This is a genomic window from Mesorhizobium sp. B1-1-5, from assembly GCF_006443065.1.
Taxonomy (GTDB): Bacteria; Pseudomonadota; Alphaproteobacteria; order Rhizobiales; family Rhizobiaceae; genus Mesorhizobium.
The window spans coordinates 1-1,394 of record NZ_VFWS01000390.1; the positions used below are offsets into that span (position 1 = coordinate 1).

2 protein-coding genes are annotated in these 1,394 nt (G+C 65.3%); both read left to right on the forward strand.

What is annotated here, in order from left to right; genetic code table 11:
* Window positions 1-484, forward strand: a 484-nt coding sequence (locus FJ980_RS31670) for a DUF427 domain-containing protein (RefSeq protein WP_140547445.1), incomplete at its 5' end; no start/stop codon positions are given.
* Between the two features lie 80 nt (window positions 485-564).
* Complete coding sequence (locus FJ980_RS31675; RefSeq protein ID WP_140514719.1) at window positions 565-1,329, forward strand: SDR family oxidoreductase; 765 nt, start codon at window positions 565-567, stop codon at window positions 1,327-1,329.
* The last annotated feature ends 65 nt before the right edge of the window (window positions 1,330-1,394 follow it).

The following is a 1,394-nucleotide window of genomic DNA, read 5'->3' on the forward strand; positions in this document are numbered from 1 at the left end:
TCCGCCGATCGCGGACTACATGTCCTTCTACTGGCCCAAGATGACGCACTGGTATGAGGAGGACGAGGAGATCTTCGTCCACGCCCGCGACCCGTTCCGGCGGGTCGACTGCCTGCCGTCCTCACGGCGGGTGCAGGTCATCCTGGACGGCGAGCAGGTCGCCGATTCACGGCGCGGCGTGTTCCTGTTCGAGACCGGCCATCCGGTACGCCATTATCTGCCAATCTCCGACACGCGGCTCGATATGTTCGCGCCCAGCCGCTACATCTCGCGCTGCCCCTACAAGGGCATCTCCATCTACTATCACGTGACGACGGGCAAGAAGCGCCACGAGAACCTCGTCTGGTATTATCCCGAGCCGGTGCATGAGGCGGAGCGCATCAAGGGCCTGGTCTGCTTCCATCACGAACTGGTCGACAAGATCCTGGTCGACGGCGTCGAGATCCCGAAAGAAGCCACGGCCGCCTCCGACGGCTATTTCTAGCCGTGTCGCCATGCCCGCGCTGAAGGCTTGATCGGAACGCGGGACAGCGCATACCCTCCCTGAAGCAGGGAGGGCTATCGATGGATCTTTTCAAGCTGGACGGCGATGTCGCGCTGGTTACCGGTGCCGGCAGCGGCATCGGCCAGGCAATCGCGATCGGATTGGCGCAGGCCGGCGCCGACGTCGCCTGTTTCGGCCATGCATCGAAGGGCGGGCTGGAGGAGACCGCACAGCGTATCACCGCGCTTGGGCGCAAGGCGCTGGTGCTGACGGGCACGGTGACGTCCGAGGGCGATCTCGCGGCGGCGACCGACCGCGTCGAGAGCGAACTCGGCGCCCTGACGATTGCCGTCAACAATGCCGGCATCGCCGGATCGGAGCCGGCCGAGACAATGGCCCTGGAGACGTGGCGGAAGGTGCACGAGGTCAATGTCGCCGGCGTGTTCCTGTCCTGCCAGGCCGAAGCGCGCAAGATGCTGGCGCGGCGCAAGGGCTCGATCGTCAACATCGCCTCGATGTCGGGCACCATCGTCAATCGCGGGCTGACGCAGGCGCATTACAATTCCTCGAAGGCCGCCGTCATCCACATGTCGAAGAGCCTCGCCATGGAGTGGGCCGACCGCGGCCTGCGCGTCAATGTGGTCAGCCCGGGCTACACGCTGACGCCGATGAACAAGCGGCCGGAGGTGGCGGAAGAGATCAAGATCTTCAAGCGCGACACGCCGATGGGGCGCATGGCGGCGCCCGAGGAAATGGTCGGGCCGACCGTGTTCCTGGCCAGCCGCGCGTCGAGCTTCGTCACCGGCCTCGACCTGATCGTCGATGGCGGCTACGTCTGCTGGTAAGGTGGCTCGGCAGGTGGGTTGGGTGCGACCTCGCCTGCGGTCCGAATTATGCATCCAGCAAAGCC